Source organism: Neisseria subflava, from assembly GCF_024205745.1.
Taxonomy (GTDB): Bacteria; Pseudomonadota; Gammaproteobacteria; order Burkholderiales; family Neisseriaceae; genus Neisseria; species Neisseria flavescens_B.
Window position 1 is genome coordinate 1,616,794 of record NZ_CP073117.1, and the last position, 25,058, is coordinate 1,641,851.

Here is a 25,058-nt window from a genome sequence, read left to right on the forward strand (position 1 = left end):
GAGCAGATAGCGAAAGCCGATACATCAGGAAGGTGTATCGGCTTTTTTCGGGTGTTATAATCTGTTTCAATAATTATATTTATGGTTGGTTACGTCTATGTCTCAAACTCACAACGAAAATTCCCGCGTCAAAATCCCTGCTATTTTGCACCTAATGCGGTTGGGCTACGATTACCTCTCGCTCAAAAATGCAAATTGGGACAAATCAACCAATATTTTTCCTGAAATCTTCATAGAAAGCCTCTGCCGCATTAATCCCGATTTATCGCCGGACGATGCACGCCGTTTGCTGACTGACATTACTATTGAGTTAGACAACGAAGACTTGGGGCAAAAATTTTACGAACGCCTCACCAATCAATCCGGCGGCAAGAAACTAATAGACTTTCAAAATTTTGATAACAACAGCTTCCACGTTGTAACCGAATTGCCCTGCATCAACGGCGATGAAGAATTCCGCCCTGACATTACCCTGCTGGTAAACGGTATGCCTTTGGTCTTTATCGAAGTCAAAAAGCCCAATAACAAAGGCGGCATCGGTGAAGAGCGGGAGCGCATGGGCAAACGTGCGAAAAATCCCAAATTCCGCCGTTTCATCAACATCACCCAATTCATGATTTTTTCCAACAACATGGAATACGACGACGGCGCAACCGAGCCGGTGCAGGGTGCGTTTTATGCCTCGTCTGCTTATGGCAAGCCCATGTTTAACTATTTCCGCGAAGAGCATAAATTAAACCTTGCCGAATTATTGAACACGTTTTCAGACGGCCTTGAAAATACCGTACTGCAGGATAATAATTTATCTGTTATCAAACACAGTCCCGAATTTGCCAGCAATAAATCGCCCGATACACCGACCAACCGCATCCTGACATCGCTGCTTTGCCGTAATCGTCTTGCCTTTATCCTGCAGCATGGGCTGACTTACGTCAGAAGCAACCAAAGCATGATACAAAAACACATCATGCGCTATCCGCAGCTATTTGCTACTCTTGCCATTGAAAAACATCTGACGGATGGCGGCAAAAAAGGCGTGATTTGGCATACCCAAGGCTCGGGCAAAACCGCGCTTGCCTATTACAACACACGCTATTTGACGCACTATTACGCCAAACAAGGCATCGTACCGAAATTCTATTTCATTGTAGACAGGCTCGATTTATTGAAACAAGCGCAGCGCGAATTTACCGCCCGCGACTTAATCGTCCATACCATCGACAGCCGCGAAGCTTTCGCTGCTGATATCAAATCCGCCCAAACCCTGCACAACCACTCAGGCAAACCGGAAATTACCGTCGTCAACATCCAAAAATTCAAAGATGACCCTGATGTTGTCGCCCGTAACGACTACGACCTCGCCATCCAGCGCGTTTATTTTCTTGACGAAGTACACCGCAGCTACAACCCCAAAGGCTCGTTTCTTGCCAATCTCAACCAGTCGGACATAAACGCCGTCAAAATCGGGCTGACCGGCACGCCGCTTATCGGCGTAACCGCAGGCAACGTCAACACCCGAGAGCTTTTCGGCGACTACATCCACAAATACTATTACAACGCCTCCATTGCCGACGGCTACACCCTACGCCTGATACGTGAAGAAATCGGCAGCCGATACAAAGCCCAATTACAAGAAGCACTGGCGCAACTTGAAGTCGAAAAAGGCAGCTTTGACCGCAAAGAAATCTATGCCCATCCGCATTTCGTCCGTCCGATGCTCGACTATATCCTTGACGACTTTGCCAAATTCAGAAAAACCAACCAAGACGACAGCCTCGGCGCCATGGTCGTTTGCGACAGCTCAGAACAGGCACGACAACTCTTTGACCATTTTCAGACAGCCTCAGACCACAATCTCACCGCCGCGCTGATATTGCACGATATCGGCACCAAAGACGAACGCGACCAATGGGTTAAAGACTTTAAAGCAGGCAAAATCGACATCCTGTTTGTGTACAACATGCTTTTGACCGGCTTTGACGCGCCGCGCCTGAAAAAGCTCTACTTAGGCAGACTCATCAAAGCCCACAATCTTCTACAAACTCTGACCCGCGTCAACCGCACCTACAAATCATACCGTTACGGTTATGTTGTCGATTTTGCCGACATCCAAAGCGAATTTGATAAAACCAACCGCGCCTATTGGGACGAACTTTCTAACGAATTGGGCGACGAAATCGGCAGCTACAGCCAGCTTTTCAAAACCGCCGAAGAAATCGAACAGGAAATTGCAGGAATTAATGACGCCCTGTTTGAATTCGATAGAGAAAACGCCGAAGTATTTCGTCATCAAATCGAACAAATAGCAGATAAAAAACAACTTCTTGCCCTGAAAAAAGCCTTGCAAACCGCAAGAGAGTTGTACAACGTCCTGCGCCTGCAAGGCAATCATGAGTTTCTCGAGCGTCTGGATTTTGACAAACTCAATCTTTTATATCGCGAAGCTGTTTCACGCTTAGATACCTTAAACATTATTGAAAAACAGCAACAAGGCAATATCGCCCATTTGCTCAATGAAGCATTGGAAGACGTTTACTTCCAGTTCGTCAAAATCAGCGAAGCCGAGCTCAAGCTTGCCGACGATTTGAAAGACATCATGCGCAAAGTGCGTGAAGGGCTGGCAAGCAACTTCGACCAACAGGACCCCGAATACATCAGCCTGCGCGAAGAGCTGGAACGTATCTTCAAGAAAAAGAACCTCGCCGAAGTCGGACAAGAAGAAATGCAGGCAAACATCGCTACGCTCGATGTTGTTTATGCCAAAATCAAAGAGCTGAACCGTCAAAACGACCTCTTACGGCACAAATACCACGGCGACACCAAATACGCCCGACTTCATAAGCGGCTGATGGAAAACCCCGCCCTCTACGGCGATAAACTCAAAGTCTTTAACGCGCTGACGGGTGTAAAAACCGATGCTGACCAAAAAGTGCTGGATATGGAGCAGATTTTGGACAACCAGAATTACTTTGAAAAACAAATGCAGGGCATCGTATTAAAACGCTTTAGAACGGAGCAAAAATTCCCCGTTCAACCCGCCGACATCCAAGCCATCAACCGCCTGTTGGTGCGGGAATATTTAAAAGAAAGCGGGCGGGTTTGAGAAGTAGATTTTCAGGGAGCCTTTATGGGCGTATTGCATACTTTCGAAGTGGACAATAAAAGTGCGGTCGGATTTTGAAATGTTTTTCAGACGGCCTTTAAATAATGTTTAGAGATGAAGTTGATATGAAAAGTTATACTCTCAAAGATGCCTGTTATATTACAACAGGAAAATTAGATGCTAATCAATCTATAAAAAATGGTATTTACCCATTTTTTACTTGTGCAGAATTTCCGGATGCGATTAATACTTATGCTTTTGATTGTGATGCTGTTTTAGTTGCAGGGAATAATGCTAGAGGAAATTTTCATGTTAATCGCTATAAAGGAAAATTTAATGCTTACCAAAGGACTTACGTATTAACATCAAAGGAAAACTTTGATATTGATTTCATTTTTTATAGTTTAAAACTAGAACTTAAAAGGCTAAAAGAGAAATCACAAGGATCACAAACAAAATTTCTTACTTTACCAATACTACAAAATATACATTTTTCTAGTATTTTAATAAATGAACAGAAATCCATCGCTGCCGTCCTATCCGCTTTGGACAAAAAAATCGCCCTGAACAAACAAATCAACGCGCGCTTGGAAGAGATGGCGAAAACCCTGTACGACTACTGGTTCGTGCAGTTCGACTTCCCCGATACCAACGGCAAGCCCTACAAATCCTCAGGCGGCGAAATGGTATTTGACGAAACCTTGAAACGGGAAATTCCGAAGGGGTGGGAGGTGAAGAAGCTAAAGGATGCGATGCAGATCGTTAGAGGAGCTTCACCAAGACCAATAGATGATTTTCTCAGTGATAACGGAATTCCCTGGATAAAAATTTCAGATGCAACGGCTACAAGTACGCCGTTCATATTTAAGACAAAAGAATTCATTAAATCTAACGGAAAACAATATAGCCGATACTTGTATCCTAATACGTTGATTTTATCAAATAGTGCGACACCTGGAATTCCTAGAATTGTTGAATTGGAATGTTGTGTTCATGATGGTTGGTTAATTATAGAAAATTTAAAAAATGGTTTATTCAATGAATTCATGTATTTTTACTTTTTAAATTTTAAAGAAAAAATTATAAATTTAGGGTCTGGTAGTATCTTTAAGAATCTAAAAACAGAATATATTAAAGAGTTGGATTTAATTATTCCTAATAAGGAAACATTGGAAAACGCAAAAACAATTTTTTCAGATGTATTTAAAAAAATTAAAAATACACAAAAACAAAACCACCAACTAACCCAACTACGCGATTTCCTACTGCCTATGTTGATGAACGGGCAGGTATCTGTGACGGAATAATCTGGATTCAAGAATCCGACCTACAAGATGAAACAAACGAGATAAAAAATGACCGAACAACACTTTACCGGACAAACCAAAGCGCTGATTGACAGCTTAAAAACCATTTGCGCCAACTATGGCTTAGGTAACGATGGCAACGAGTTCAAAATCATCAGTCAGGCGTTTTTGTATAAATTCTTAAATGACAAATACGATTTTGAAGTGAAACAAATTCGCAAAGAAAACCCTGACGAGCCAATCGATTTTGTCAATATGGACATTGAGGGAAAAACAGCCGTTTTAAAGCCTGAACATTCCATCAAGTATTTGTCCGAGCGACAAAACGGCGCGGACTTTGCCAAATTGTTTGACGATACGCTCACCGATATTGCCGCTTGTAATGCGGAGTTGTTTTCGGTGAAAACCGAAGGCGGGGCAAAAATCGTGTTGTTCGAGCGTATCAGTCAATATATTACGGATGAAGGCCGCCGCGACGATTTTTGCCGTGCGCTGATTTCCAAGTTGGCGGGTTTTAGCTTTGAGGCGATTTTTGCGCAAAAATTTGATTTTTTCGCCACGATTTTTGAATACCTGATTAAAGACTACAACAGCAATTCGGGCGGCAAATACGCCGAATACTACACGCCGCATGCGGTGGCGCGGATTATGGCGGATATTTTGGTGCCGGAAGATGTGCGCGGGCAAATCCGCAGCGTGGACGTTTACGACCCGTCGGCCGGTTCGGGAACGCTGCTGATGAATGTCGCCCATGCCATCGGTGAAGATAAATGCATGATTTATACTCAGGATATTTCGCAAAAATCGTCCAATCTTTTACGGCTGAATCTGATTTTGAATAATTTGGTGCATTCGCTGAATAATGTGGTTCAGGGCAATACGATTTTGTCGCCGTATCACAAAGACGCTTCAGGCCGTCTGAAAAAATTTGATTTCATTGTTTCCAATCCGCCGTTTAAATTGGATTTCAGCGATTTCCGCGATCAGCTGGAAAGCGATGAAAACCGCGAACGCTTTTTTGCCGGTATCCCGAAAATTAAGGCGAAGGATAAGAATAAAATGGAAATTTACCAGCTTTTTATCCAGCATATCTTGTTTAGCCTGAAAGAAAACGGCAAAGCGGCGATTGTATTGCCGACCGGCTTTATCACTGCCCAATCGGGCATCGACAAAAAAATCCGCGAATATTTGGTGGAAAACAAAATGCTCGCCGGCGTGGTGTCCATGCCTTCCAATATTTTCGCTACGACGGGAACCAACGTTTCCATCCTGTTTATCGATAAAGCCAATAAAGACAACGTAGTATTAATCGACGCATCGGGCTTGGGCGAAAAAATCAAAGACGGCAAAAACCAAAAAACCGTACTTTCCTGCGAAGAAGAACAAAAAATCTGCAATACCTTCACGCACAAACAGGCAGTGGAAGATTTCAGCGTGATGGTCAGCTACGATGAAATTAAAGCCAAAAACTACAGCCTGTCGGCAGGTCAATATTTTGAAGTAAAAATTGATTATGTGGATATTTCCGCCGAGGAATTCGAGCAGAAAATGGCAGGATTTTCGGCAGATTTGGACAAGCTCTTTGCGGAATCTGCCGAATTGGAAAAAGAGATTAAAGATAGATTGGCAATGTTGAAATTCAATTCATAAATACTGACAAATTAAACTGGCCAAACTTAAAGGCCGTCTGAAAATTTTCAGACGGCCTTTTATTTCATTTGCTTTGAGAATCAATCAAGCAAGATTATTTTTCAGCTTCTTCAAAGCCGACGACTTCGAGGCCGAAGCCGGTAAGGCCGGTAAAGGATGAAGGTTGGCCGAGGACGCGCAGTTTTTTGACGTTGAGGCCGGCGAGGATTTGTGCGCCTATGCCGTAGCTTTTGCTGTCCCATTTGTAGGCTTGGTTGGCGCCTTTGGGTAGGGTGCGGTCGAGCAGGGTGGCGCCATCTTCGGTACGGTGTAGGAGGATGACTACGCCGCTTTCGGCTTGTTGGATGCGCTCAAGGGCTTTGGGCAGAGACCATGAATGGCGCGGGTTGGCTTGGATGAAGTCCATGACGCTGAAGGGTTCGTGGACGCGGACGAGGGTTTCTTCGTCGGCGGTTGGTGTGCCTTTGACGAGGGCAAGGTGGGTTTCGCCGGAGAGTTTGTCGACGTAAACGTGTTGTTGGAACTCGCCCCACGGGGTTTGTACGGGTGCGTTGCCCATGTCTTCGAGCAGGCTTTCGGTACGGCTGCGGTATTCGATGAGGTCGGTAATGGTACCGATTTTGAGATTGTGTTCCTCGGCGAACTTCATCAGTTCGGGCATACGCGCCATGGTGCCGTCGTCGTTGATGATTTCGCAGATGACTGCGGCAGGAATCAGGCCGTTCATTTGTGCCAGGTCAACGCCGGCTTCGGTATGTCCGGCGCGGACGAGTACGCCGCCTTTTTGGGCGCGCAGTGGGAAGATGTGGCCGGGTTGGACGATGTCTTCTGGTTTGGCGGATGGGGAAACGGCGGTTTGAATGGTCAGGGCGCGGTCGGCGGCGGAGATGCCGGTGGTAATGCCGTGGGCGGCTTCGATGGAGACGGTAAAGTTGGTACCGTATTGCGCGCCGTTTTTCTGGGTCATCATGGGCAGGCCGAGTTTTTCGACCATTTCGCCGTCCATCGGCAGGCAGACCAGGCCGCGTGCGTGTTTAATCATGAAGTTGATGGCTTCGGGGGTAACGAATTGGGCGGCCATCAGCAAGTCGCCTTCGTTTTCGCGGTCTTCGGCATCGGTGATGATGACCATTTTGCCGGCTTTGATGTCTGCTAGGATTTCTGGGATGGTGGAGATGTGGGACATGGTATTTCTTTCTTGGCTGATGGTGGGGCGTGGCGGTCTTGGTGGTCTTGATCCAGCCACATGTCAGGCATATTGGCTGCCTGCTCGATTTTTCGGGCTTTTTTCTCGCCGAAAGATTTGTTTTTCAACAGGGCGGACAGCTCGCCTTGGTTGATGGCGATGGCTTGTGCAAACTTGGTCTGCTGGCCGTTGTGGTGTTGTGTTATCCATTGCCGCAGGTTGTGGCGGCGCAGGTCGGTGGTGTTCATGATGAGATGGAATTGAATTGTGTGTAATGGATTGTAGTCTTGTCTTTACCAAAAGGCAAACTTTGTTTATTGAGTTTTTTATTACTTTTTAGTAATAAGTTTTAATATTTCAGACGGCCTGGGTATGGCTTGAAATTGACGGTTTTGGGAGAATATGGGGAATGTTTTGATGATTATTTTAACGGGGGATGTTTGAAATGAAAATGCTTGGGCGCGGATTGGTCGTGCTGGTGTTGTGTGCGCTGACGGCTGCAGGCGGCTGGTTTTATGCCCTGCATGGTCAGAACGAAGAACATCAGGTTTTGTCCCGTGAGGGGGTTTTGATGCAGATTAAGCAGATGAACCGCTTGGAAAGTACGGCATTTTATATCGATACGATTATCCGTACGGAGAAAAAAGGGGATTGGCGCAGGCTTTGGCAGGATTCTCAAAGCGGTATTTTTATTGTGCGCGGTAAGGTGTTGGCCGGTTTGGATTTGGACAAGTTAGGCGCGGACAATGTCAATATTGTGGACGACAAGGTCTTAATCAGCCTGCCGGCGGTGGAAATTTTGAGCGTGGATTTGGAAAATATCGAAGTGTACGATATTCAGACCGGCTCGTTTAATTTGCTGCCTATGGATAAGTCGGTATTTAAGACGGTGCAGGAAGAAGCGAAAAGGCAGGTATTGCAAAGCGCGTGTAAGGCTGAGATTTTGGAGCATGCCAACCGTCAGGCGCAAATCCAGTTGGAAAACTTATTTGCATTGACGCAGACGAAGGTGTCCGTCTATCCGGCTGCGGTAGGGAAGTGCGGTTAAATAGATTGCTTGAAAAGATAAGGCCGTCTGAAAAATTTTCAGACGGCCTTTGTTTCATCAAGCCATTATCCGCGTCGTAAAACGGCGGTATTGATGTATTTTTGAATACCGGTGGCAATGGCTTGGGCGCATTGTTGGCGGAAGGATTCGCTGCCGAGTAGCCGCTCTTCGGTAGGGTTGGAGAGGAAGGCGGTTTCCACCAAAATGGACGGAACATCCGGCGCGCGGAGGACAGCGAAGTTGGCTTCGTCAACGCGGCCTTTGTGTAATTGGTTGAGTTTGCCCAATTCGGTCAAGACGGAATGGCCGAGTTTGCGGCTGTCACGCAGGGTCGCGGTTTGGGTCATGTCCAAAATCGTGTTGTCGACATTGGGGTTGCCGCTGGTTTGTACGCCGCCGATGGCGTCGGCGTTGTTTTGGGTTTGGGCAAGGAATTTTGCCGCCGAGCTGGTCGCTCCTTTGGTATTGAGCATATATACGCCGGTACCGCGAGCGGACGGGCTGGTAAAGGCATCGGCGTGGATGGACACGAATACGTCGGCATTGCGTGCACGGCCTTTGGCAACGCGTACGCCCAATGGGATAAAGATGTCTTCGTTGCGCGTCATGAATACGTTGTAACCCAAGGCTTCGAGGCGTTTTTTGGTTTCGCGTGCGATGGAGAGTACGACGTTTTTTTCTTTGAGGCCGCTCGGGCCGATTGCGCCGGGGTCTTCGCCGCCATGACCGGGGTCGATCATAATCACGGGACGGCGGTTGCCGCCGCTGCCGCGATTGCTTTTAGGGCAGGGGTGTCGTATGCGATATTGGTATTCGGACGTTGTTTGGGGACATTGCCGTTGAGTAAGGCCATCATCGGGTCGTTGGCATCTGCGCCGTGCGGATAGAGGTCGATAACCAGGCGGTTTCTGAAGTTACCGACGGGTGCGAGCGCAAAGACTTGCGGATGGGTGCTTTGTTTGAGGTCGATGACGATACGCACGGTATTGGGCGTATTTTGACCGGCGCGAATGCTGCGGATAAAAGGGTCGTTAGACAGCACTTTGCTGGAAATGCCTTGCAGGACGCTGTTGATTTCCGCTCCTTGAATATCTACAACCAACCGGCTGGGGTTGTCCAACATAAAATGTTGGTATTTCATCGAGTGGTTGCTCTCAAGGGTAACGCGTGTGTAGGCGTTCGCCGGCCAAATGCGGACGGCAAGGAATTGCGCAGGAGAGGCCGGTTTGGCCAATGCGGCACCAACGGGCGTGAGGGTGAGAAATAGTCCTGTGCCTTGACGGAGAATGTGTCTTCTAGTTAATTTGACCATGATTCTAAACTTTTTCGGCCTTGGTTTGTGTGGGCGGAAAAGGTGCAGGTTCTGCCCTTATCGGTGTACGTCAATGTAATGGTAATGTCTGCCGGAGGCGTGAATTCCCCACCTTGCTGCGGCCATTCGATGAGGCAGATGCTGTCGGGCGCAAACAATTCGTCCAAACCGGCATCTTCCCATTCCTCAGGCATGGTAAAGCGGTAGAGGTCGAAATGGTGGAGGGTGAATGCATCCAGCGGATAAGATTCGACAATGGTGTAAGTCGGGCTTTTGACTGCGCCCGTATGTCCCAGTCCGCGCAAAATCCCGCGTGTCAGCGTGGTTTTGCCTGCACCCAGCCCGCCTTCAAGATAGATGGTCAGCGGAGCGGAAAGCTGCTTGCTCCATTCTTCACCCAGTTTCAGGGTTGCTTCTTCATCGGGCAGAAAACGGGTGTACAGTCCGTTTGAGTGCATGGAATAGGCCTTGTCGTTCAAAAGGCTTAATTATGATGGAATTGGCGGCGTTTGCAAACCTGATAGACGATAAAGTTAGATAAAGATAGTATTGAGGCCGTCTGAAAACGGAATTCAGACGGCCTTTAATGTTAAAATCAAAATATCCCCCACAAAATTGCGAGACAGCTTATGCCTTTATCCATAGATGAACAATTGTTGCCGCACCGCAATGCCATCGACAGCATCGATGCGGAAATCCTCCGTTTGCTCAACGAGCGCGCCGGTCATGCGCATGCTATCGGCGAATTGAAAGGGACGGGGCAGTTTACCGTCCTGAACGGGAAGTGGCCGTTTTACGCCGGATTCAGGATTTGAACCGCGGCCCCTTGCCTGATGAATCAGTTACTCGGCTGTTTCGCGAGATTATGAGCGAATGTTTGGCGGTGGAGCGTCCGCTGACGATTGCCTATTTGGGCCCGAAGGGAACATTTACCCAGCAAGCCGCCATCAAACATTTCGGCCACGCCGCACACACTATGGCGTGTACCACCATCGACAACTGCTTCAAACAAGTTGAAACGCGCCAAGCCGATTATTTGGTGGCGCCTGTGGAAAACTCGACAGAAGGTTCGGTGGGTCGTACTTTGGACTTGCTGGCTGTAACTGCTTTAAAAGCCTGCGGCGAAGTGGTTGTCCGCATTCATCACAACCTGTTGCGTAAAGACAGCCACGAAATCGGCGGCATTACCAAAGTTTTCGCCCATGCCCAAGCCTTGGCGCAATGCAACGACTGGCTCGGCCGCAACCTGCCCAATGCCGAGCGTATCGCCGTGGCCAGCAATGCCGAAGCAGCGCGTTTGGTTGCCGAATCTGACAGCCCGAATGTGGCCGCCATTGCCGGACGTATCGCCGCGGAAATTTATCAATTGAGCTTTGCCGCCGAGTGTATCGAAGACGAACCGAACAACACCACGCGCTTCTTGGTGATGGGTCATCAAGAAACCGGCCGCAGCGGCAACGACAAAACTTCTTTGGTCGTATCCGCACCCAACCGTGCCGGTGCCGTTACTTCCTTGTTGCAACCTTTCACCGAGTTGGGCATTTCCATGACCAAATTTGAAAGCCGCCCAAGCAAATCGGTTTTGTGGGAATACCTGTTCTTCATCGATATCGAAGGCCATCAAAGCGATGAAAATGTCCAAAAAGCCTTGCAGCTTTTGGGCGAACGCGCTTCCTTCGTGAAAGTTGTCGGCTCTTATCCGATCGTTGTTTTGTAAGGATTATTGGGTATCAAAGGCCGTCTGAAAAGTTTTCAGACGGCCTAAATTATGTTTTCAATAGTTGCCATTTATGCAACATTATTGGCAGATTAATGTCAGTAAGTTTGCATGATTGGAAATGAACACTCTATAATCCGAACGTTTTTAATATTTTCATGCAAAGAAAGGAGCAAGCCATGACACGTAATACTTCAATCCGCTCAATCACATTCTTTGCAGCCCAAGCGTCGGTCTGATTTTCGGATAACGCTTTTCGCATTCCATGTCGCCCGCTTCGGGCTGCTTTCCCTACGATTATCGGCTAGAAACCAGGTCGTCTGAACATTTCACAGACGGTGGATATTTATTGTCATCTGTTGTCGGTTTCTATCCGTTTTAAAGAAAGCATAAACACATGGGCAATTATCCCCATCATATTCAAATTATTGCCGATTCAAATACATGGATTGAAGGCAACGCTGTCGCACAGCTCGAAACCACCGCCCGATTACCGCATATGCTGCGCGTTGCCGGAATGCCGGATTTACACGCAGGGCGCGGTTATCCGGTTGGCGCGGCATTTTTCAGCGACCGTCATTTTTATCCTGCCCTGATTGGGAACGACATCGGTTGCGGCATGGCGTTTTGGCAGACCGATTTACGTGCAGCCAAACTCAAACCGGCCAAACTCGCCAAACAGCTCGGCAACATCGATACTCCGCTAGATAAAGACGAACAGGTTGATTTGTTAGGCTACGCTGTCGATATGTTCCCATTTTCAGATGGCCTTGCCGTAGGTACGATTGGCGGCGGCAACCATTTTGCCGAGTTGCAAACCGTTGATACTGTTTATCGCGCCGATCTGCTTCCTACAGATTTTGATGAAAACCATCTGCAACTATTGGTGCATAGCGGTTCGCGCGGATTGGGCCAGCAGATTTTGCAACGCCAGATTGCCGCCTTCGGGCATCAAGGTTTGGCGGAAGAGGGCGAAGCGGCGGCAGCCTATCTTGCCGAACACCAAGCAGCCCTGGAATTTGCCGGACTTAACCGCCGTTTGATTGCGGCCAGAATGCTCGATCGTTGGCGCGCAGAAGGAACATGCCTGCTCGATGTCCATCATAATTTTTTGGAACAAACCGAGATTGACGGCACAACCGGTTGGCTGCACCGAAAAGGTGCAACGCCCACCGATAAAGGCTTGGTCATGATACCCGGCTCGCGCGGCGATTACAGCTATCTGGTCCGACCTGCCGAAGACTGCCAAATTTCGTTGAATACCTTGGCTCACGGCGCAGGCCGGAAATGGCAGCGCGGCGAATGCAAAGGCAGGCTGTCGCACAAATACACTGCCGACAGCCTGCGCCAGACCGAATTTGGCAGCGTAGTCGTTTGTCAGGATAAGGCCTTGATTTTTGAAGAAGCGCCACAGGCTTATAAAAGCATCGACAGCGTTATTGCCGCCATGAAAAACGCAGGTTTGATTGAATTGGTCGCGCGGTTCAAGCCTGTTTTGACTTATAAAACCGGTGGCGAGTGTGGAGTGTAAAGATGAAACAGAATACACCATTGATTTATCTGCAAATTTCCACCGCGCAAGGGCCGGCAGAGTGCCGTATATTTGCCCGTTTCGTTTTGGGCAAGCTGCTTGCCGAAGCTCAAGTAAAAGGCATTGATGCCGAACTTGTTACTGAAACCGCCGATAAGTACGGCATTTTGTCGGCAACGCTCAAATTGGAAGGGCAGAAAGCCGAAAGTTTGGCACAATCTTGGCAGGGGACGCTCCAATGGATATGCCCCAGCCCTATCCGCCCGAAACATCCGCGCAAAAATTGGTATATAGGTGTTTTCCGCTTGCCCGATATGCCGCAGATGTATGAAATGCCTTCTGAAAACGGAATCGAGTTTCAAACCTGCCGTTCGGGCGGTAAGGGTGGGCAACACGTCAATAAAACTGAAAGCGCCGTCCGTGCTACCCATAAAGAAAGCGGCATTTCCGTGCGGGTCGAGAGCGAACGCAGCCAGCACGCCAATAAAAAATTGGCGGTAATGTTATTGGCGCAAAAGCTGGCGGAGCATCATGCCGGACAAGCTGGAAGTTTTGCGCAGGAGCAGCACGCGCAACTCTATCAAGTTGAGCGCGGCAATCCGAAAAGGACGTTTGTCGGAGCGACGTTTAAGGAGAAATAATTTGCCTGCCGGATAAGTAGGCATTTAAAACATAAACTAAAGGCCGTCTGAAAACGTTCAGACGGCCTTTTATCGGTTTATCGATTAGCGTTCGCTCAATGCTTGTTTCATACGCGTAATCGGTTTGATCAGGTATTGGAAGATGGTTTTTTCGCCGGTTTTGATGTCCACAGTTGCAACCATACCCGGAATAATCGGCATAGGTTTGCCGTTTTTGTCTTTCAGGGAGTTGTTTTCGGTTTGGACGAGAACGCGGTAATAGACTTGGTTCGGGTCGAGTTTCAAGTCATTGGCACGGTTTTGCATGGAGTTGCTGACGGTATCGGCACCAACGAGGGTAACTTTGCCTTCCAAACCGCCGTAGATGGAGTAGTCGTATGCACTGACTTTAACCAATGCAGGTTGGCCTGCGCGGATAAAGGCGATATCTTGCGGACGGATATAGGCTTCGACCAGCAGTTTGTCGTCAACCGGGACGATTTGCATAATGTCTTCGCCTGCGTTCACAACGCCGCCGATGGTGGTAACTTTTATGCCTTTGACGATGCCGCGCATAGGTGCGCGGATTTGCGAGCGTTCAACTGGGTCGGCACGCATGGCAACGTTTTCTTTGGATTGTGCCAGCTCGGATTCGGCTTGCAAGAGTTCGTTGTTGGCATCGGCTTTGTAGCGGTTGCGGCGTTCGGAGATTTGGGTGGTCAAATCTGCAGAATCACGGCGCATTCTTAAAAGTTCGACTTCGGAAACCACGCCTTCGGCAACCATAGGCGCAGTAATGGCGATTTCGCGGTCAAGTGCGGCCTTGCTTTGGGAAAGGCCGCTGACGGCGTCGGTCATGGCTTGACGGCGTGCTTTGTAGGCGGCGATTTCGCGACGGCGAAGCTCAGGGCTCACGCTGTCAGGGAAGGAGAGCTTGGTGCCGTAGGCCTCGGCTTTAAGTCGGGCGACGGTGGCTTCGAGGTTTTGGACTTTGGCTTCGCTTTCACGCAAAACGGCGGAGCTGCGCGTGTCGTCGAGTTTCATCAGAATCTGATCTTTCTCGACCATATCGCCTTCTTTAACCATGATTTCGGTTACGATGCCGGGGTCGAGGCTTTGGATGACTTGCTCACGGCTGCTGGGAATGATATTGCCGTTGCCGCGGGTCACTTCTTCGACAGGGCTGTTGTATGCCCAGACGACGAAGACAACCAGGAAAAGGAAGAATAGGATGATGACCCAAAATTGGCCGCTGTGTTTTTCTTTTTGAAGGGCGGCATTGAGGTCGTTGATGAGGTGTAGGTCTTTGGATTTGACGTTGTTTTCGCGGCTCATAATCGTGTATCTTTATTGTGTTTGGTGGATTTTAACCATTAGGGCAGGCCGTCTGAAAGAGTAAGTTGGTTTCAGACGGCCTTTTGCTTTATTGTGCTGCCGATTGAGGGGCGGCGGCAGCTTGTTGTTGCTGCTGTTTGATTGCAGCAGCTTGTTGCTGTTGTTGTTTGACGTTGGCTGCTTTGGCCTGTTCGTTTTGCATGAGTTTTTGCAATACCAGGTCACGCGGGCCGTCCATCACGACTTTACCATTGTCCATCACAATGATGCGGTTGACGATTTGCAGAACTTGCGGACGATGCGTCACTAAAAGCATGGTGCGGTTGCGGCCCCATTGGGCAATAGCATTGAGCGCCATACGCTCAGTGGCTTGGTCCAGACTGGTGGTCGGCTCGTCCAGCAAGACGACTTTCGGGTTGCGCAAGGTCATGCGTGCCAGGGCGATGATTTGTTTTTGACCGCCGGACAAGCCCAAGCCGTCTTCACCCAGAGGCATATCCAAACCGCGCGGATGGTTGCGGATGATTTTGTCGAGGCCGAAGCGGTTGAGTGCAGTCAGTAAGTCTTGGTCGGTAGAGTAGCTGCCGGTGCGCGCCAAGTCCATGTTTTCACGCAATGTGCCGAGGAACAGGCGTGGCGATTGGCTTAACAGCAGGACTTGATCGCGCAGGAAATTGGGGTCAAGCTGGCGCATATCGACGCCGTCAAGGGTAACGTTGCCTTTTTCAGTGTCGTACAGACCGCTGGCCAGTTTGAGCATGGTGCTTTTACCGCTGCCGATACGGCCCAAAATACCGACTTTTTCGCCCGGTTTGATGGTCAGGCGCAAATCTTCGACAGCGCTGTTGTTGTCGGCTTGATATTTGAACGATACGTTTTCAAAGGTAATACTGCCTTGAACGTTGTCCAAAGTAATGTATTTGCGTTCCGGATTACGCTCGATAGGGCGGGTAACGATGTCGTTGACGCCTTTGAGGGCAAGTTTGGCCTGTTGGAAGCGGGTAGCCAAACCGGCAATTTGTGCCAACGGTGCCAAGGCGCGGCCGGACAGAATCACGGAGGCAATCAATGCACCCATGGTGATGCGTTCCGCATGGTTGTCGGCATGAATCAGATAGGTACCGACGACGACCAAAAAGACGGTATTGAGCTGCTGCATAGCAACGGCGAAGTTGACCATGAAGTTGCTGGTGTCTTTGACTTTGATGGAAGAGGCGGAAGTTTTGGCAGTGTATTCGTCCCAGCGCTGTTGTGCCCAAGATGTGGCGTTGTTGGTTTTCAGGGTTTCGATGCCTTCGATGGCTTCAACGGCAAGGCCGGAGCGTTGCGAACCTTCTTTCATCGATTCGTTGATGTGGCGAGAGAGCGGGCGTTGTACGACAAAACCGACAATCACGACAATCGGAATGATGGTCAGGGGAACGAGTGCCAGTTTGCCGCCGACCATGGAAATTACGAAGATAAACAGCAACAGGAAAGGCAAGTCGACAATAGTCAACAAGCTGGCACTGGTCATAAACTCACGCACGGCTTCAAATTCACGCAAATTGCTGGCGTATGAGCCGGAAGAAGCTGGACGGTCTGCCAAACGCAATGCCATCACGCGACGGAACAGGGCGGAGCTGATGATCAGGTCGGCTTTTTTGCCGGCAATATCGGTCAAGTGGCCGCGAATCATCTTGGCGGCAAATTCAAACAAAATCGCCAAGACCACGCCGATGCTCAATACCCACAAGGTTTCATAGGCTTGGTTGGGAATCACGCGGTCGTACACGTTCATCACATATAAAGAGCTGACGAGCGCAAGAAAGTTAATGATGATGGTGGCCAAGATGACTTGGTAGTAGTAGCTGCGGAAACGCCAAATGACTTTCCAAAACCATGCTTTGGGCAAATGGTATTCAGGCAGCTCCGAGCGCATATCGGTCGCCATTTTGGGTTTGATAAACCAGCAATAGCCCAAATACAGGCCGGAGAGCTGTTCGTGGCTGAGTTCTTGTTCCAAGCCGTCCACCTGGCGGATATGGTATTTGCGCTCTTGGCCGGAGCCTTCGATTTGGGTGATGACCGCTGCTTCTTCGTTGTGCAGGATAATCATGACCGGCACGGCGAGCGAGGGGATGTCTTCCAGATTGCGTTTGGATAAGGTGTTTTCAAAGCCGTGGCTGCGCAGGACTTCGACCAGTGAGTGATAGTTGACCTTGAGCTTTTTATCGCGCACGACCTCGGCGGACAAAGCGGCTTCGGATACGGGCGCACCCAAAAGGCGGGTCACTAAAACGATATGTTCAATGATGGCTTTCATATTTTTTCGCGTAATGTTTTTGATTTAACCGGCGGATATGGCTTTATTTTTGTGCCAAACCGACCCAAGCGGAAATTTTGGCCTGGGTATTTAAATAGTCAAGCGCCGCATCGCGGAAATCGTTGCGGGCGGCAACATAATCCTGCTCGATGGAGGACAACTCGCTGTATGCACTCAAAACGTCGGTCAGCGTACGTCGGGCAATTTTAAACTGCAATTCGTACACTTTGATGACTTCTTTTTGGGCGGCGATGTGTTGCGCCGTCAGCGCAGTACGCTGTTCACTTTCCTGCATGTCGATGGCGGAAGTTTGAACGCGTTCGTTCATGTCGCGCAGGATTTGTTCGGACTTGGCTTCTGCGGCGATCAATGATTTGGCATTGCGTTCTACATTGTGTCGTGCGGCAATATCCAACACATTCCATGCAACGTTCAAATAAAGTTGTCTGGTGTTGCGCGTTGCACTGCCTTCCAAATTGAGGGCAGGCAGGCGTTCAGCTTTGGAAGCGTCCAAATCGGCACGGACACTGTCGCGTTCGGCCAATTGTGCTTGATAGGATGGATTGTTGTTGCGATTGGGGTTGTTGAAGCGTTCGCTGATGGATTTTGCCGTGTCGTTTTTAAACGGATCTTCCAAATCGTTGGCGGTCAGTTGGCGCGAGGTATAGCGGGACAGACGGCTCAGTGCCAAATCCATGGTGCGGCGTTGTTGGGCGATAATGTTGGCTACTTGCAGCTGGCGCGCGCGCGCTTCAATCAGTTCGGAACGGCGGCCGGCATCATATTTGACGATGGTATCCAAGTCTTTTAAGAGCTTGTTGTGGCGCGCTAAAGTCTGCTCGTTGAGGATCAGGGTTTCTTTTGCACGCAATGCGCTTAGGTAGAGGCGGCCAATATCGCTGCCCAGCTGCTCTTGGCTTTCGGTGTATTTGTGTTGATAGTATTCTTCGCGGCTGCGGTCGCGGCGGACGGCGGCTTCAATCGCACCCCATGAGTAGATGTTCACGCTACCGCGCACGCCGATACCGTCTTCCATGTCGTTGCTGGAATATTTATTGTGTTGCGCCAGCACTTTCGTGCCGGTCAGGGTCACGACAGGATAATGGCGCGCACGCGTGGCTTTGGTCGTACTTTGCGCTGCTTCTTGAGTGGCTTTGGCTTCACGCACAATCGGGTCGCTGATTAAAGCGTCCCTGAGGATGTCTTGCAGGCTGTATGCAGAGGCCGTCTGAAACGGCAACAGACAGCAGGCGACGGCAACGGCCGATAATAATAAACGGGGCTTTGTGGGGGAAGAATAAATATGCGACATGATTTTTAACCAAATGATTTATATATTATCGTTGTCCGTATCGGGTATTGCCTAAGGCATGACCGGGCGAATTTTGAACGAGAACACATACATTTACAAAGCATAAAGCATTTTTTCTAGCTTTTCACAATATTCTGATAAAAGGTCGAGATACATGCCTTAAAGTATATTATTGCAGAGCGCGACTATCGTATCTAATGATTTTAATGTAAAAAATCTATCAAAAAGGCCGTCTGAAAGGATTTCAGACGGCCTTTTCCAACCTTAATCCTTGCGTTGCAATACAGCGGCAAAAAAGCCGTCGGTTTGGTGTTCTCCGGAGTTGAGGCGCAGGTATTTTCCGGTATCCAAATCAATCTTCAGGCTTTGCAGCAGTTCGGCGCAGTTGACGAGTTCAAATTCGGGATGTTCGGACAGGAAACGTTCGACTTGCAACTCATTTTCTTCCGGCAATACGCTGCAAGTGGCATAAACCAAGCGGCCTTGCGGTTTCACCAGTTTGGAGGCGGCATCGAGGATGCTGTGTTGCTGTTCCAAAAGGTTGGCCACGGTCTCGGCGGATTGGCGGTATTTGAGGTCGGGATTGCGGCGTAAAGTACCCAAACCGGAGCAGGGGGCATCCACCAACACACGGTCTGCTTTGCCTGCCAGTCGGGCAATACGGGTATCGTGTTCGTTGCTGATGCGTTCGGGGTGGATATTGGTCAGTCCGGCGCGGGTCATGCGCGGTTTGAGGTTGGCCAAGCGTTTTTCGGCGATGTCGAAGGCGTAGATTCTGCCTTTGTTGGCCATTTGTGCGCCGACAGCCAAGGTTTTACCGCCGGCACCAGCACAGAAATCGACAATGATTTCGCCGCGTTTTGCGCCCACCAATAAGGCAAGCAGTTGGCTGCCTTCGTCTTGGACTTCCAGTGTGCCGTCCAAAAACAGTTCGTGTTTGTTAAGCGCAATTTTATTTTGCATGCGGATGCCCCAAGGCGAATAAGGCGTTGCCTCTGCATCGGCACTTTCGGCTTGCAACAATGGCAATACTTTATCGCGTTTTCCTTTCAAGGTATTGACGCGGATGTCGAGCGGGGCAGGTTGGTTGATGCTGCGGCCGAAGGCGAGGATTTCTTCTTCGCTCCAATGCTGTTGCAGTTGTTCCACCAGCCATTGCGGCAATTCTGCGGCGGTATTTAGGCCGTCTGAAAACTCGGTTTTGCGGGCTTTCAAATTGCCGAGAAACTCTGTTTCTTCTTCATCGAGCAGGTCTTTGATTTGGCTGATGTTGGTGCTTCTGCCGAGAACCAGTGCGGCGAGAGCGGCTTTGCGCGGCTGCGCATGCGGACGGCGCAGGGCGGTACTGATTTTTTGATAGTGGCGCAGCGCGGCAAAGGCGGTTTCGGCGATTTCGTGGCGGTCTTGGCGGCCGAGCTTTTTGTGTTCGCGGAAATAGGCAGAGAGGACGGCATCGGCAGGCTGTTTGAAAGTCAGCATTTCAGCCAAAACTTTGGCGGTATGGTCGAGTTGTGCGGCGTTCATAATGTAATGGGTTCTCTTAAGTGGGTAAAGGGTTTCAGACGGCCTTCATGATGCGTTCGATTTCGTGCCAAAAGCCGTCTGGCCGTAATTCCAAAACGGCAATCAAGCCTTGGTAGATACGGCGGATTTCGGTTTCGTTCAATGTTTCGGTTTCGGCGACACGCGCAGGTGCAAGATAGGCCATGCGATCGAGCAAGTGATAACGCGCTTCTTGGCGTTCAAACCCGTATTCCGCCCAATCTTGAATATAGATGCCGCGCCAGCCGTATGGATTAAGTGGCGGCTCAAAAGCATGGAAACCTTGTGGAAAAAATCCGATGCCGCGCACGATGGAAGCAGGGAGCGGATTTTCCGGCAGGGCTTGTGCGGCTAAAGTTGCTTTGCCTTGCGGCGTATGCAGCAGCTGGGATTGCTGTACCAATTTGGCGGCTTTGTCCGTCAGCGTGTCTTTAGGATTGAGGCCGCGCAGGTTTTGCACTTGGTCTCCGCCGTAGTATTTACACGCCAGCTCGATATGGTAGGGCTGTTGATTGAGGGAAGCGACAAAATCCGCGGCGCCTAAAGTTTGGCCGTCTGAAAAAACGGGCAGGTTGTATGCGTGCAGTTTGGCGTGCGGCGCGTTGGTAAACCAGAAAGCCAGCAGCTCTTCGGCATAAATGCCGAGACGGTGGCCGAACGGGGCGCGTTGGGCAAGGTAATCCGTCAGCGGAGCGGGATCGGCGTCCAATGCCAACAGGTAGCGGAAACCGTGTTCCCCCAATAGTTCGCGCACGCTCAATTCGCAACCGCTTTGCCATAAAGGCGGCGCAGTCAGCAGCGAGGCGAGGTCGCGGACGGGTTGGCTGGTGAGTTTCCACCATAATGCGTCTAGGGCGTAATTCATGCTTATCCGAATATCAGTCATGCCGTCTGAAAAGCTGGAAACGTTTTCAGACGGCCTTAAATCAGTCTTTTTTATGGATACGGTGGCTGACGGTATTGAAAAAACCGCGCAGGATGTCGATGTCTTCGGTTTGCGTGTTGGCGCGTCCGAACAGGCTCTGCATACGGCGCATCAGGCGCTCGCCGTTGCGGCGGTTGAAAAAGCCGATGTCGTTCATCACGCTTTCCATGTGGGCGACCATGCCTTTGATTTGCTCGTGGGTCGCGGCGTGGTCTTCCTGTTGCAGATGGGTCATGGGCGAATCGGTTTGGCTGAAGATTTCGTAGCTCACGACCTGCACGGCTTGGGCAAGGTTGAGCGAGAAATAGTCGGGATTGCCGTTGATGGTCATCAGTCGGTTGCAGGCTTGGACTTCTTCGATGCTCAAGCCAAAAGTCTCGTTACCGAAGACCAGCGCCACTTTCTCGCCACGGTTGGCAGCCTGTAGTAATTCGGGCACCAAGTCGCGCGGCGTTTGCAGCGGCGCAGTGATTTCGCGGCGGCGGCTGGTCAGGGCGCAGGTGATGGTGGTGTCGGCAAGGGCTTCGTCCAAAGAAGCGGCAATGGTGGCATTTTCCAAAACGTCCGCCGCGCCGGAAGCGAGGATGAAACTTTCTTCCGGTAATTTAAACGATTGCGGATGTTCCGGATCGAACACGGGCGGATTTTCCGTCATCGGCGTTGCCATCAGATTGGGAGCGACGATGGTTAGTTTGTGCAGGCCCATCGTTTTCATGGCGCGCGCGGCGGAGCCGATATTGGCGGGATGGCTGGTGCGCGTGAGGATGATGCGGATGTTGTCCAGATAAGCGGGCAGGGCGGGTTTTTCGGAAGTCATGTTTTGTTTTCTGTTTGTACGGGAATCAGGTATAATGCGCCATCTTTTTGTTTTCAGACGGCCTTTTTCCATGCCGTCTGAAATGTTCTTTAACAGCATCGGAAACGATTAACAGCCTCTTGTGTGCCTTGTTCGGCGCATTAGGGCGTATTTTACCTGAATTAGAAAGAAAACCATGAATCCGTTTTTAAATACCGCTTTCAAAGCCGCCCGTAAAGCAGGGCAAATGATGATTCGCGCCGCCGGCAATCTGGATGCCGTCAAAGTAGACAGCAAAGCATTCAACGACTTCGTTTCCGATGTTGACCGCAGCTCCGAAATGATTTTGGTGGAAGCGCTTAAAGAAGCCTATCCGCATCACAAAATCACTTGCGAAGAAGGCGGTTCCCACGGTAAAGCCACCGCCGAGTACGAATGGATTATCGATCCGCTCGACGGCACAACCAACTTCCTCCACGGCCATCCACAATACGCTATCTCTATGGCACTCCTGCACAAAGGCGTGTTGCAAGAAGCTTTGGTGTACGCACCTGAGCGCAACGATGTGTACATGGCATCCCGCGGAAAAGGCGCGTTGCTCAACGACCGCCGCATCCGCGTTTCCAACCGCATCGAATTGAATCGCTGCCTGATTGGTACCGGCTTCCCTGTTGTCGATCAAAGCATGATGGACAAGTATCTGGCAATTTTGAAAGATTTCTTGTCAAAAACCGCCGGCGGCCGTCGTGAAGGCGCGGCTTCTTTGGATTTGTGTGCCGTTGCGGCCGGCCGTTTGGACGGGTTCTTTGAGTTCAACCTTAAACCTTGGGATATTGCCGCCGGTGCATTGATTGTCCAAGAAGCAGGCGGCATCGTTACCGATATGTCCGGTAATGAGGGCTGGTTGGAAAGCGGCGACATCGTTGCGGCCAATCCTAAAGTATTGGCGCAAATGCTGAAAATTATTGCTGATCACCAATAAGCGTTTGTAGGGAACGGGCTGTATTTATCGTGGCAGGCCATGTTCCCAATAATCGGTAAAAGGCCGTCTGAAACCTGGAATCGGGTTTCAGACGGCCTTTTATTTTGTTGTTAACGGATTCGGATAAAGGCTGAAAATACGGTTTTAAAGGAAGCGTTTTTTAATTTTGTCTGTATTTTCTATTGCTTCGCAGTTATGATGTAGACACGTTTGGCTGAAATAGTGCCGCATGCAATCATAAAAATAGAAAGCAGAGGAGAATAATGAAACGAGATTTTGAAGCAGTAAAACGCATTGTCATTAAGATTGGAACCAGTTCTTTGGTGTTGCCAAACGGCAAAATCAATTTGACAAAAATCGACCAACTGGCCTTTGTCATTTCCAGTTTGGTCAGTAAGGGCAAAGAAATTGTGCTGGTGTCTTCCGGCGCGATGGGTTTTGGGCTGAATGTCCTCAACATGGAAAAACGTCCGGTGGAAATGGCGCAGCAGCAGGCTGTTTCCAGCGTCGGCCAAGTGGCCATGATGAGCCTTTATTCGCAGATTTTTTCCCATTATCGAATGACGGTATCGCAAATCCTGCTGACGCGTGATGTGGTCGAATATCCGGAAAGTTTGGCAAACGTTACCAATGCTTTTGAATCCCTGCTTTCCATCGGCGTCATTCCTATTGTCAATGAGAACGACGCGGTCAGTGTGGACGAGATGGACCATGCGACCAAGTTTGGCGATAACGACCGTTTGTCGGCAGTTGTGGCGAAAATCGTTAAAGCTGATTTGCTGATTATGTTGTCCGATATTGACGGTTTGTTTGATAAAAATCCGACCGTTCATGCCGATGCCAAGCTGCGCAGCCATGTGGCCGATATTACCGAAGAAATTATTGCTTCTGCTGGCGGATCGGGCAGTAAGTTTGGTACGGGCGGCATGCTCAGTAAGATTAAGAGTGCGCAGATGATGTTTGAACATCATGGCCAGATGGTGTTGATGAACAGCGCCAATCCGCGCGATATCCTTCAGGTTTTAGATGGCGCGCCTATCGGAACGTGGTTTGCACAAGAGAAATAGGGAGGTTTGATGAACTATATCGAACAGTTGGGCAAGAATGCTCAAAAAGCCAGTAAAACGTTAATCAGCTTGGGAAGCGTGGAAAAAAACAATCTGCTGCGTCAGGTTGCGGCGGCTTTGGTTGAACAGGCTGAAATGATTTTGGCGGAAAATGCCCGCGATTTGGCCGCTGCAAAAGAAAACGGCATTTCGGACATTATGCTCGACAGGCTGCGCTTGAATCACGAACGCATCAAAGGCATTGCGGAAGGCGTTGGGCAGGTTGCCGATTTGCAGGACCCGATTGGGCAGGTTGTCCGCGGCTATACCAATTTGGACGGTTTGAAGATTGTTCAAAAACGCGTGCCTTTGGGCGTGGTCGCCATGATTTTTGAAAGCCGCCCCAATGTTTCGGTCGATGCGTTTTCTCTGGCCTTTAAAACCGGAAATGCCATTATTTTGCGCGGCGGTCGAGATGCCATCCATTCCAATACCGCATTGATTGCCGTCATCAGGCAGACTTTGGTAAAAGCGGGAATGGATGCCGATGTGGTGCAGCTGGTCGAAGATACCAGTCATGCCGCCGCCGAGGAATTGATGCAGGCAGTCGATTATATTGATGTACTGATTCCGCGCGGCGGCGCGCGCTTGATTCAGACGGTGAAAGAGAAATCGAAAGTTCCCGTCATTGAAACCGGAGTCGGCAATTGCCATATTTATGTCGATGACAGCGCCGATTTGGAGATGGCAGTCGATATCGTCGTGAACGCGAAAACGCAGCGTCCGAGCGTGTGTAATGCCGCGGAGTCTTTGGTTGTTCATGAAAAGATAGCGGAAGTGTTTTTGCCCAAACTGGAAGAAGCCGTTGCCAAAGTGCATCCGGTCGAATTTAGAGCCGATCAGGAAGCATTGCGTATGTTTCAAAATGCTGTTTTGGCGACCGAGGAAGATTACAGTACCGAGTTTCTTGACTATATTATGTCGGTCAAAATAGTGAAATCAGTGGAAGAAGCCGTCGATTGGATTAACGGCCATACGACGCATCACTCGGAAGCGATTGTGACCCAAAGCATTGCCCATGCCGAGTTTTTCCAAGAAAGCATTGATGCGGCGGCGGTTTATGTCAATGCATCCACTCGGTTCACCGACGGCTTTGTTTTCGGATTGGGCGCGGAAATCGGGATTTCCACCCAAAAAATGCACGCCCGCGGCCCGATGGGTTTGGAAGCGCTGACTTCGACCAAGTTCTACATCAACGGCAACGGTCAGATCCGACGTTGATAAACGCCCCTCAACTTCATCAATTTGCGTATAATGGCGGGAAATTTGATTTTTCCCGAA

The 25,058-nt window shown here is 49.6% G+C and carries 16 protein-coding genes and 3 pseudogenes; 10 read left to right on the plus strand and 9 right to left on the minus strand.

The window, feature by feature from the left end; all coding sequences use genetic code 11:
- Nucleotides 1-97: 97 nt before the first annotated feature.
- The 3 genes from KCG55_RS07725 to KCG55_RS07735 all read left to right on the plus strand — a co-directional run bounded on the left by KCG55_RS07725 (nt 98) and on the right by KCG55_RS07735 (nt 6,060).
- A complete protein-coding gene (locus KCG55_RS07725; RefSeq protein WP_254322660.1) occupies nt 98-3,103 on the plus strand; it encodes a type I restriction endonuclease subunit R in 3,006 nt (1,001 codons plus the stop codon).
- 125 nt (nt 3,104-3,228) lie between these two features.
- Complete coding sequence (locus tag KCG55_RS07730; protein ID WP_254322661.1) at nt 3,229-4,410, plus strand: restriction endonuclease subunit S; 1,182 nt, start codon at nt 3,229-3,231, stop codon at nt 4,408-4,410.
- Between the two features lie 48 nt (nt 4,411-4,458).
- Nucleotides 4,459-6,060, plus strand: coding sequence for an HsdM family class I SAM-dependent methyltransferase (locus KCG55_RS07735; RefSeq protein WP_254322662.1), 1,602 nt, complete (start codon nt 4,459-4,461; stop codon nt 6,058-6,060).
- Nucleotides 6,061-6,154: 94 nt separating this feature from the next.
- On the opposite strand, the pseudogene ribBA reads toward KCG55_RS07735, so the two are convergent.
- Nucleotides 6,155-7,494, minus strand: a pseudogene (gene ribBA / locus KCG55_RS07740) (bifunctional 3,4-dihydroxy-2-butanone-4-phosphate synthase/GTP cyclohydrolase II).
- A gap of 188 nt (nt 7,495-7,682) precedes the next feature.
- Between ribBA and KCG55_RS07745 the strand changes: the two are divergent.
- The gene (locus tag KCG55_RS07745) at nt 7,683-8,294 is read left to right on the plus strand and encodes a DUF4230 domain-containing protein (protein ID WP_083290066.1); all 612 of its coding nucleotides are present in this window, start codon (nt 7,683-7,685) and stop codon (nt 8,292-8,294) included.
- A gap of 65 nt (nt 8,295-8,359) precedes the next feature.
- On the opposite strand, the pseudogene KCG55_RS07750 reads toward KCG55_RS07745, so the two are convergent.
- Both KCG55_RS07750 and tsaE read right to left on the minus strand, forming a co-directional pair.
- Nucleotides 8,360-9,606, minus strand: a pseudogene (locus KCG55_RS07750) (N-acetylmuramoyl-L-alanine amidase).
- The gene (tsaE, locus tag KCG55_RS07755; protein WP_070625833.1) at nt 9,594-10,064 is read right to left on the minus strand and encodes a tRNA (adenosine(37)-N6)-threonylcarbamoyltransferase complex ATPase subunit type 1 TsaE; all 471 of its coding nucleotides are present in this window, start codon (nt 10,062-10,064) and stop codon (nt 9,594-9,596) included. The pseudogene KCG55_RS07750 and the gene tsaE overlap by 13 nt, the downstream one beginning before the upstream one ends.
- A gap of 171 nt (nt 10,065-10,235) precedes the next feature.
- On the opposite strand from tsaE, the pseudogene pheA reads away from it, so the two are divergent.
- The 3 genes and pseudogenes from pheA to prfH all read left to right on the plus strand — a co-directional run bounded on the left by pheA (nt 10,236) and on the right by prfH (nt 13,495).
- Nucleotides 10,236-11,323, plus strand: a pseudogene (pheA, locus tag KCG55_RS07760) (prephenate dehydratase).
- 397 nt (nt 11,324-11,720) lie between these two features.
- On the plus strand, nt 11,721-12,854 hold the full coding sequence (locus KCG55_RS07765; protein ID WP_254322663.1) for an RNA ligase RtcB family protein: 1,134 nt from the start codon (nt 11,721-11,723) through the stop codon (nt 12,852-12,854).
- Nucleotides 12,855-12,856: 2 nt separating this feature from the next.
- Nucleotides 12,857-13,495, plus strand: coding sequence for a peptide chain release factor H (gene prfH / locus KCG55_RS07770; RefSeq protein ID WP_254322664.1), 639 nt, complete (start codon nt 12,857-12,859; stop codon nt 13,493-13,495).
- A gap of 84 nt (nt 13,496-13,579) precedes the next feature.
- Here prfH and KCG55_RS07775 read toward each other — a convergent pair whose 3' ends face one another.
- From KCG55_RS07775 to KCG55_RS07800, 6 genes are all read right to left on the minus strand, one after another.
- The gene (locus KCG55_RS07775) at nt 13,580-14,809 is read right to left on the minus strand and encodes an HlyD family type I secretion periplasmic adaptor subunit (RefSeq protein WP_254322665.1); all 1,230 of its coding nucleotides are present in this window, start codon (nt 14,807-14,809) and stop codon (nt 13,580-13,582) included.
- An 88-nt stretch (nt 14,810-14,897) separates the two neighbouring features.
- Nucleotides 14,898-17,114, minus strand: coding sequence for a type I secretion system permease/ATPase (locus tag KCG55_RS07780; RefSeq protein ID WP_254322666.1), 2,217 nt, complete (start codon nt 17,112-17,114; stop codon nt 14,898-14,900).
- A 43-nt stretch (nt 17,115-17,157) separates the two neighbouring features.
- On the minus strand, nt 17,158-18,426 hold the full coding sequence (locus KCG55_RS07785; protein WP_254322667.1) for a TolC family protein: 1,269 nt from the start codon (nt 18,424-18,426) through the stop codon (nt 17,158-17,160).
- A gap of 264 nt (nt 18,427-18,690) precedes the next feature.
- Nucleotides 18,691-19,950, minus strand: coding sequence for an RsmB/NOP family class I SAM-dependent RNA methyltransferase (locus KCG55_RS07790; RefSeq protein WP_254322668.1), 1,260 nt, complete (start codon nt 19,948-19,950; stop codon nt 18,691-18,693).
- Between the two features lie 34 nt (nt 19,951-19,984).
- Complete coding sequence (locus KCG55_RS07795) at nt 19,985-20,833, minus strand: DUF1853 family protein (protein WP_254322669.1); 849 nt, start codon at nt 20,831-20,833, stop codon at nt 19,985-19,987.
- Between the two features lie 61 nt (nt 20,834-20,894).
- On the minus strand, nt 20,895-21,710 hold the full coding sequence (locus KCG55_RS07800; protein WP_254322670.1) for an RNA methyltransferase: 816 nt from the start codon (nt 21,708-21,710) through the stop codon (nt 20,895-20,897).
- A 175-nt stretch (nt 21,711-21,885) separates the two neighbouring features.
- Here KCG55_RS07800 and KCG55_RS07805 point away from each other — a divergent pair, with 175 nt between their 5' ends.
- The 3 genes from KCG55_RS07805 to KCG55_RS07815 all read left to right on the plus strand — a co-directional run bounded on the left by KCG55_RS07805 (nt 21,886) and on the right by KCG55_RS07815 (nt 24,998).
- Complete coding sequence (locus KCG55_RS07805) at nt 21,886-22,671, plus strand: inositol monophosphatase family protein (RefSeq protein WP_254322671.1); 786 nt, start codon at nt 21,886-21,888, stop codon at nt 22,669-22,671.
- 263 nt (nt 22,672-22,934) lie between these two features.
- Nucleotides 22,935-23,738, plus strand: a complete 804-nt coding sequence (gene proB / locus KCG55_RS07810) for a glutamate 5-kinase (protein WP_254322672.1) — start codon at nt 22,935-22,937, stop codon at nt 23,736-23,738.
- A 6-nt stretch (nt 23,739-23,744) separates the two neighbouring features.
- Entirely contained in the window at nt 23,745-24,998 is a 1,254-nt protein-coding gene (locus KCG55_RS07815) for a glutamate-5-semialdehyde dehydrogenase (protein WP_283255520.1), read from the plus strand.
- The last annotated feature ends 60 nt before the right edge of the window (nt 24,999-25,058 follow it).

What these genes read in the sequence shown, in the direction of transcription:
- KCG55_RS07725 (WP_254322660.1), top strand. Translation starts at nt 98, where the DNA reads ATGTCTCAAACTCACAACGAAAATTCCCGCGTCAAAATCCCTGCTATT.
- KCG55_RS07730 (WP_254322661.1), top strand. Translation starts at nt 3,229, where the DNA reads ATGAAAAGTTATACTCTCAAAGATGCCTGTTATATTACAACAGGAAAA.
- KCG55_RS07735 (WP_254322662.1), top strand. Translation starts at nt 4,459, where the DNA reads ATGACCGAACAACACTTTACCGGACAAACCAAAGCGCTGATTGACAGC.
- KCG55_RS07745 (WP_083290066.1), top strand. Translation starts at nt 7,683, where the DNA reads ATGTTTGAAATGAAAATGCTTGGGCGCGGATTGGTCGTGCTGGTGTTG.
- tsaE (WP_070625833.1), bottom strand. Translation starts at nt 10,064, where the DNA reads ATGCACTCAAACGGACTGTACACCCGTTTTCTGCCCGATGAAGAAGCA.
- KCG55_RS07765 (WP_254322663.1), top strand. Translation starts at nt 11,721, where the DNA reads ATGGGCAATTATCCCCATCATATTCAAATTATTGCCGATTCAAATACA.
- prfH (WP_254322664.1), top strand. Translation starts at nt 12,857, where the DNA reads ATGAAACAGAATACACCATTGATTTATCTGCAAATTTCCACCGCGCAA.
- KCG55_RS07775 (WP_254322665.1), bottom strand. Translation starts at nt 14,809, where the DNA reads ATGAGCCGCGAAAACAACGTCAAATCCAAAGACCTACACCTCATCAAC.
- KCG55_RS07780 (WP_254322666.1), bottom strand. Translation starts at nt 17,114, where the DNA reads ATGAAAGCCATCATTGAACATATCGTTTTAGTGACCCGCCTTTTGGGT.
- KCG55_RS07785 (WP_254322667.1), bottom strand. Translation starts at nt 18,426, where the DNA reads ATGTCGCATATTTATTCTTCCCCCACAAAGCCCCGTTTATTATTATCG.
- KCG55_RS07790 (WP_254322668.1), bottom strand. Translation starts at nt 19,950, where the DNA reads ATGAACGCCGCACAACTCGACCATACCGCCAAAGTTTTGGCTGAAATG.
- KCG55_RS07795 (WP_254322669.1), bottom strand. Translation starts at nt 20,833, where the DNA reads ATGAATTACGCCCTAGACGCATTATGGTGGAAACTCACCAGCCAACCC.
- KCG55_RS07800 (WP_254322670.1), bottom strand. Translation starts at nt 21,710, where the DNA reads ATGACTTCCGAAAAACCCGCCCTGCCCGCTTATCTGGACAACATCCGC.
- KCG55_RS07805 (WP_254322671.1), top strand. Translation starts at nt 21,886, where the DNA reads ATGAATCCGTTTTTAAATACCGCTTTCAAAGCCGCCCGTAAAGCAGGG.
- proB (WP_254322672.1), top strand. Translation starts at nt 22,935, where the DNA reads ATGAAACGAGATTTTGAAGCAGTAAAACGCATTGTCATTAAGATTGGA.